Annotated in this window: 7 protein-coding genes and 1 pseudogene; 4 read left to right on the forward strand and 4 right to left on the reverse strand. The window is 49.4% G+C overall.

Translation table 11 applies throughout. The features are described 5' to 3' along the window. A pseudogene (locus O9290_RS12685) lies at positions 1-167 on the forward strand (IS701 family transposase); the annotation flags it as partial. Between the two features lie 143 nt (positions 168-310). On the opposite strand, the gene O9290_RS12690 reads toward O9290_RS12685, so the two are convergent. The 4 genes from O9290_RS12690 to cysK all read right to left on the reverse strand — a co-directional run bounded on the left by O9290_RS12690 (position 311) and on the right by cysK (position 4,964). Beyond that, complete coding sequence (locus O9290_RS12690) at positions 311-2,026, reverse strand: family 2A encapsulin nanocompartment cargo protein cysteine desulfurase (RefSeq protein ID WP_288055714.1); 1,716 nt, start codon at positions 2,024-2,026, stop codon at positions 311-313. After that, on the reverse strand, positions 2,019-2,951 hold the full coding sequence (locus O9290_RS12695) for a family 2A encapsulin nanocompartment shell protein (RefSeq protein WP_002750434.1): 933 nt from the start codon (positions 2,949-2,951) through the stop codon (positions 2,019-2,021). Before O9290_RS12695 ends, O9290_RS12690 begins: the two co-directional genes overlap by 8 nt. A 76-nt stretch (positions 2,952-3,027) precedes the next feature. Continuing rightward, positions 3,028-3,987 (reverse strand): serine O-acetyltransferase EpsC, encoded by a 960-nt coding sequence (gene epsC, locus O9290_RS12700; protein ID WP_288026617.1) that lies wholly within the window; start codon positions 3,985-3,987, stop codon positions 3,028-3,030. Further along, complete coding sequence (gene cysK / locus O9290_RS12705; protein WP_288026618.1) at positions 3,984-4,964, reverse strand: cysteine synthase A; 981 nt, start codon at positions 4,962-4,964, stop codon at positions 3,984-3,986. The genes epsC and cysK overlap by 4 nt, the downstream gene beginning before the upstream one ends. 524 nt (positions 4,965-5,488) lie before the next feature. Here cysK and O9290_RS12710 point away from each other — a divergent pair. From O9290_RS12710 to O9290_RS12720, 3 genes are all read left to right on the forward strand, one after another. Next, positions 5,489-5,872: a hypothetical protein gene (locus O9290_RS12710; RefSeq protein WP_288055105.1), complete on the forward strand. Its 384-nt coding sequence runs from the start codon at positions 5,489-5,491 to the stop codon at positions 5,870-5,872. 490 nt (positions 5,873-6,362) lie between these two features. Next, positions 6,363-6,629, forward strand: coding sequence for a hypothetical protein (locus O9290_RS12715; protein WP_288055103.1), 267 nt, complete (start codon positions 6,363-6,365; stop codon positions 6,627-6,629). 73 nt (positions 6,630-6,702) lie between these two features. Then, positions 6,703-7,110 (forward strand): RNA-guided endonuclease InsQ/TnpB family protein (locus O9290_RS12720; protein ID WP_288087120.1); only part of this gene is annotated, 408 nt, incomplete at its 3' end.

A 7,110-nucleotide genomic window follows, 5' to 3' on the forward strand; every position in this document is an offset into this window, starting at 1 on the left:
TAACTGGGGGATTGCAAAGGCAGTGGGCGAATCGACCTTTAAACACTTTTGTGGAAGCCTTGGCAGCTTTTCGGACAGCGATGTCTTTCCGTTTCTTTGAGTGGCTGACCGAGAATCGGGATGTGTTTGCCGCTTACAAAGGCAGTTTAGGCTTTGTTTGGGCTTGAAATTTGTTTAAGTCCCAATAGGATGATTAACTCCCAATCCAACTTTAAAAACCCGCTCCCCACTCTCCTATACTTTTTAAATATGTGGCAGTTCAGGGGGAACTGGAATAGGTGTACAAGCTGCCGCACCTATTCCAGTCAGTTTATTCGTGTTGCAGACGTTCCAACGCAGCCACTAGCACATCCACCTCGGCCTTAGTATTGTAGAAAGCCAAGGAAGGGCGCACCGTTGCCTCGAGACCAAAGCGTCGCAGAATGGGTTGAGCGCAGTGATGGCCTGCCCGCACGGCAATCCCTTCCCGATTCAAGGCCTGTCCGATGACTTCCACATCAAATCCCTCTAGCACAAAGGAAAGCACGCTGGCCTTATCGGCTGCTGTCCCAATCAAACGCAGGCCCGGAATGGTTGTCAGTCCCGCAGTGGCGTACTCCAGAAGTTCATGCTCATAATTGGCAATGGTGGCCAAACCAATCTGCTGAACATAATCCAAGGCCGTCCCTAAGCCAACGGCATCGGCAATATTGCCCGTTCCAGCCTCGAAGCGAGTGGGAGCCGCCTGATACACGGTGCGCTCAAACGTCACATCCACGATCATGTTGCCGCCGCTTTGCCAGGGAACCGTGGCATTCAACAGGTCTTCTTGACCATAAAGTACCCCGATCCCTGTCGGACCAAAGACTTTATGTCCGGAAAAGACGAACCAATCACACCCTAATTGTTGAACATCGATCGGAATGTGGGAAACCGATTGAGCGCCATCTAACAAGACTTTAGCTCCGACCCGATGGGCTAAATCAATGATTTGTTTGGCGGGAGTAATGGTTCCCAAGGCATTGGAAACATGGGAAAAAGCCACCAGTTTTGTGCGGGAGTTGAGTAATTGTTGGTACTCTGCCAGTAAAATCTGCCCGTGGTCATCCACGGGGACAACCCGCAACTTTGCTCCCGTTTGGGCGGCTAGTTGCTGCCAAGGCACAATATTGGCATGGTGTTCTAGATGGGTGAGGACAATCTCATCCCCCGCTTGTAGGGTTTGTTGTCCCCAGCTTTTTGCCACCAGATTAATGCCTTCCGTTGTCCCCCGCACGAAAATGATTTCGTTGGCAGATGAGGCATTGAGAAAACGGCGTACCGTTTCTCTGGCCGCTTCGTAAGCATCTGTGGAGCGAGCCGCTAATTCATGGGCGGCACGATGCACATTGGAATTTTCATGGCTGTAGAAATGAACGAGGCGATCGATGACTGCTTGGGGCTTTTGAGTTGTTGCGGCATTGTCGAACCAGATCAGCGGTTTGCCATTCACCCGTTCTTGCAGGATGGGAAAATCCAGGCGAATGGTATGAACATCAAAGAAGCTAGGTCGTTGAACGCTTCGCCCGCTGGCATGGGGGACAAAAAGGGGATCGATCGCAAAGCGCTCGCTACGCGAGAACGCCGCGACCGGAACAAGCTGTTCAGGCTTGGCCACTACCGCCGGAAGGTCGGGGATTTTTGTTTCTAACTCCTCAATGAAGTAGAAAGAGGGGGTTGCTAAGGGTACAGCCAAGGGAACTGTGGGCCGTTCGCCCACAGCAGCTGGGGAGGTTGCGGGGGTAGCCGGCAAGTCCAGGGTTGGGGGAATCGCCGCGGCGGATGGCACCAGATAATCCCGATCTGTACTCAACCCCTTCGCCACCTCGGCCTTAAGGTCGTGCCGTTGTAGTTCTTGAATTATCGTCTGGGCGAGATGCTCAAGAAGGTCAGGTTGAAATAAGGGGTTAAGAGAAATGTTCTCGACCTCAGTTGGGGCAGTCGTGGGCGGGGATACAGAGGGTAGATTCCCCCCCGCCTTTTCAGGGATCAGTTCGGGGTTAGTCATAGTCGTAGATGTGGTATTGGTTGACATCAACGTTCTCCAGTACGGCCGCCGCATCGTCGGTCAACACTGCCAACGAACAGTAGAGGGAGACCAGGTAAGAGGCGATCGCCTTGCGACTAATCCCCATAAATCGCACCGACAAGCCAACTCCCTGTTGACCGGGTAAATTGGGCTGATAGAGACCGACCACCCCTTGACGGCTTTCTCCTACCCGCAATAACAAAATATTGGTTTTGCCTTGTTCATTCACAGCCAACTTATCGGAAGGAATCAAAGGCACGCCCCGCCAGGTAATAAACTGAGACCCGAATAATGACACCGTGGCAGGGGGTACACCCCGTCGGGTTGCTTCTCGGCCAAAGGCCGCGATCGCTTTAGGATGGGCGAGGAAAAATGCCGGTTCCTTCCACACCTTCACCAGCAACTCATCCAAATCGTCCGGCGTGGGCGCACCATTGCGAGGTTGCACTTTCTGGGAATCAACAATATTGTTGAGCAATCCGTACTCATGGTTGTTGATCAACTCATTTTCTTGACGTTCCTTCAGGGTTTCGATCGTCAGGCGCAATTGTTCATGGATCTGATCGTGGGGACTGCTGTAGAGATCGGACACGCGAGTGTGAACATCCAGTACCGTATTCACCGCACTCAAGAAATACTCCCGGGGGGTCTCTTCGTAATCCACAAAGGTTTCGGGCAGCTCCCGCTCATCTCGTTCAGAGCAAGCCACCTCAACCCGGGAGGCATCCCTGACTTTATTGAGACGATAAATCCCCGCTTCAACGGGTAGCCAATGCAAGAGGCGAACGAACCACCGGGGTGAAATGGTCAATAACTGAGGAACGGTCTTCGTGGCATTGGCTAACTGCCGAGCGGCAGCATCTCCCAAAGCCAGTTGCAATTCATGATCTTGGGTATAGGTCATTGAGTTAAATCCTCCAATTCAAAAAAAAGTAACAAAGCGACTGTTATGGCCGAACATTCACAGTCAGGACAGCCCCTCAAATTCCAGAGCCGTCATCAAACATTTCCTGTCGTAGTTGCGCCTGGGAGACAAAACCCCCCGGCGGCACACTGCGGGTTAACCAAACATTTCCACCAATGGTGGCGCCCCGACCGATAGTTACCCGACCGAGAATCGTTGCACCTGAGTAAATCACCACATCATCTTCAATAATCGGATGACGGGGTTGACCTTTGATTAAACTGCCCGATTCGTCCCGGGGAAAGCTTTTCGCCCCGAGCGTGACCGCTTGGTAAAGGCGCACGCGGTCGCCAATCACCGTGGTTGCCCCAATCACCACCCCCGTCCCATGATCGATAAAGAAACTATTGCCGATCGAGGCCCCGGGGTGAATGTCAATCCCCGTTAAGGAATGGCCAATTTCACTAACAATCCGCGCCAACAAGGGAGAGTCCAACCGATACAGGGCATGGGCAATGCGGTGATAAGTGATTGCCGTTACTCCGGGGTAACAAAACAACACTTCATCTAAATTTCTCGCCGCCGGATCACCTCGATAGGCCGCCGTGATATCCGTTTCCAGTAGAGCTTTCAGATGGGGTAATTGAGTGGCAAAGGCTTGTACCGTCCCTTGGGCGTGCGTCTCAATCTGGTCTGACGACCAGTGCAACTGCGACCCCAGCAACCACTGTTCACGACAAACTTGGTGATGCAGCAGTTGCAAGACTTCATTGAGGGTATGACCGATAAAATAGCGGCTGGATGTTTCGCCTAAATCGGGATTGCCAAAGTGATAGGGAAAAAGAACGGCACGCAGTCGATCGACAATCCGAAATAAGGCCTCACGGGAGGGCAAGGGGAAATGGCTTCGTGATTGAGACCAACTGTGGAACGACTCGCCACGAGGTTTGGACAATTGAGTGATAATCTCATCGAGATCCAAGGACAAGGTTGGTTGGGAGAGAGCGCTGGAAACGCTCGGATACTCGCTCGTCATGCCACTAACCCTTGCTCATTAAATACCCCTTGGAACAGGATGGAACTCAAATACCGTTCTCCGGAATCCGGCAAAATCACGACAATGGTTTTGCCTTGGTGTTCGGATTGTTGTGCCAAGCGAGCGGCGACGGCGACGGCGGCACCGCAGGAAATGCCGGAGATAATCCCTTCTTCCTTGGCCAACCGTTGGGCATAAAGAATGGCCTCTTCGTTGGAAACGGTTTCAATCCCATCCACGAGGGATAAATCCAGAACTTCGGGAACAAACCCCGCCCCAATGCCCTGAATTTTGTGAGGGCCAGACTTTAAGGGCTGACCTGCCCGGGCTTGGGATAGTATGGGGCTGGCTTCTGGCTCCACTGCTACCGATAAAATCGGTTTTCCCCGGGTCTTTTTGACATAGCGCGAAACTCCCGTAATGGTTCCGCCCGTTCCCACACCCGACACGAGAATATCGATCGCCCCGTCTGTGTCCTGCCAAATTTCAGGGCCGGTGGTTTCCTCGTGGATGCGGGGATTGGCAGCATTGCGGAACTGTTGCAACAACACATAGCGATCGGGATTAGACGCGGCAATTTCTTCTGCCTTTGCCACTGCTCCGGTCATTCCCTTAGTCCCTTCTGTTAACACCAGATTGGCTCCATAGGCGAGCAACAGTTTGCGCCGCTCCAAGCTCATGGTTTCAGGCATGGTCAGGGTCAGGGGAATCCCCTTAGCGGCGGCGACAAAGGCTAGGGCAATGCCTGTATTGCCACTGGTCGGTTCCACCAGTTCTTTGCCCGGCCCCAATAATCCCCGTTCTTCCGCATCCCAGATCATGGCCGCGCCAATACGACATTTGACTGAATAGGCCGGATTGCGACCTTCAATCTTGGCCAGAACCGTGGCGTGAGTGTTGCCAACGACTCGATTAAGGCGCACTAGAGGAGTCCGCCCGATCGACAAACTGTTATCTGCGAACCATTTCTTACTCACAAAATGGCAACTCCATGATCAAAATACGACAGTTCACCAGATTGGCTCATCTTGAATTCATTTTAAATTCATTTTGAATCCATTTAAAATTCATCCTAGCCGATGCACTATCAACCTCTGGTCAAGCTAAACAAATCTTTATAATCAAGGGGGGTGGGCGATCGCTGAGGTTGAAGAATCAAGGTATAGGAGGGCGGGAAGTGGAGATAAGGGAGCGGGTTTTTCAAGTTGGATTGGGAGTTATACTTGAGACTAAATCCGTTGAGCATAGGCTAGTTATGAGGAGAGGCACTCATGCAAGAGGTACTCATGCAAAGGGGAGAATAAATAATCAGTTTTTAATAACCGGATTTAGTATGATATACGGAGTCGTAAATTGGCGGCGCGAAGCCACACTCCCTCTGGTAGTTGCTAACTCAATCGGGCAAAGAGAAGTCATCAAAACCGTTATTGATACCAGAGAGGCCTGGGTGCTAATATCGAGGCATTGATCATTCAATCGCCTCTACCTGAATCCTAAAGATATGGGGAGTTCAGACAAGGAAGACTACGAAGCAAAAGAAAAAGCCTTTTACAGTGCAATGATAGCTGCATGGCTTAATACAAGGCTTGAACGTGATAAGCAGTTATTAGGTTTGTCAGTTACAGCTATTGGATTGTTGGTTACTTTGCTAAGAACAGTTGGAGTTTCAAGCCCTTTACAGATAATCCTTTTTGGTCTTGCACTTTTTGCCTTTCTGATTACTGTAGTTTTAGTCATTTATATTCTGGGCGAGAATTCTACACATATTGAAAAAATATTAGGAGGTTCTGAAATTGAAAGCAGAAAATTGATGTGTCTAGATAAAACTGCCGGGATCAGTTTCGTCGTAGGTATGGTGCTAATCGTTATAATTGGGATGGATTAGGCGGGGTTTTTCCAGTTTCTGTGTGGAAACGATGTCTATAGTGATAGTTTATTGTGCAAAATAGTCCTAAAAGTCTTGCCCAATAAGCATTTCACGATGCCATAATCAAAAATTATCACACACAGTCAAGAAGAGCCTCGCCGGTAGTTAACTTAACTAAAAAAGGAATAAGCATAAGCATGAGCCAAGAAAAATCCTCTGATACTCATCGTCAATCTGTAACTGTGAAGCGTAGTTGGAATGGAGTGGTCAAGCTACGTCCCCAACCTCCAAAGGCTTCCCAGACAACCCCTAAATCTAGTCCTAATCTAACAAATCCCTCGGCAACTTCAGGTGGTAATGGGTCTAGCAGCGCGGGTGAATCAGACAGTAGTAACTGATAACGTCCGAACGTCTGAACGTCCTCCCTACCCCGCTACGCACTCAGGGACTCATGGGGGTTTGTTGAAGACGGCTGTTGGCCAGGATCTCTTATAATGGGGAAGTCGGAATGTTTTTTCTTCCTATGCCAGTAAGTGCTGAAGCTCTTAAGCAAGACTTGGATCGACTAACTGATAATCAGCTTCAGCAAGTGGCTGATTTTATTGCCTTCTTAAAGTTTCGCAGTCAGCGTCATCAGGCTGTTCTCGATCCAATGCAACTGGCCGATCTGTTTGCAGAGTTTGCTGATGAAGATCGCGCCTTTGCTGAAGAAGGTATGAATGACTATGCAGTAATACTCCATCAAGAAGACCAATCATCGAAAATTTGGGTCTGAAACCCCGTCGTTCTACGACGGCTTTACTGTTAAATATTAGCGCATTTACAAAATATATGCTAAAATATGAGACATGGAAAAAGCCTATTCTTACCGATTTTACCCAACACCAGAACAAGAGTCGCTATTGCGGCGCACATTGGGCTGTGTAAGATTAGTTTACAATAAAGCTCTCCACGAACGAACACAAGCTTGGTATGAAAGACAAGAAAGAGGAGGCTACGCTCAAACTTCTTCAATGCTAACCGAGTGGAAAAAGCAAGAAGAATTAGACTTTTTAAACGAGGTAAGCTGTGTACCCTTACAACAAGGGTTAAGACACCTACAAACAGCTTTTACCAATTTCTTTGCTGGTCGTACTAAGTATCCTAACTTTAAGAAAAAACATCAGGGAGGAAGTGCCGAATTTACCAAATCTGCTTTTAAATTTAAAGACAAACAAATCTATTTAGCCAAATGCACAGAACCTTTACCTATTCGA

It is taken from the genome of Microcystis sp. LE19-41.2A (assembly GCF_027530405.1).
In the GTDB taxonomy this organism is placed as follows: Bacteria; Cyanobacteriota; Cyanobacteriia; order Cyanobacteriales; family Microcystaceae; genus Microcystis; species Microcystis aeruginosa.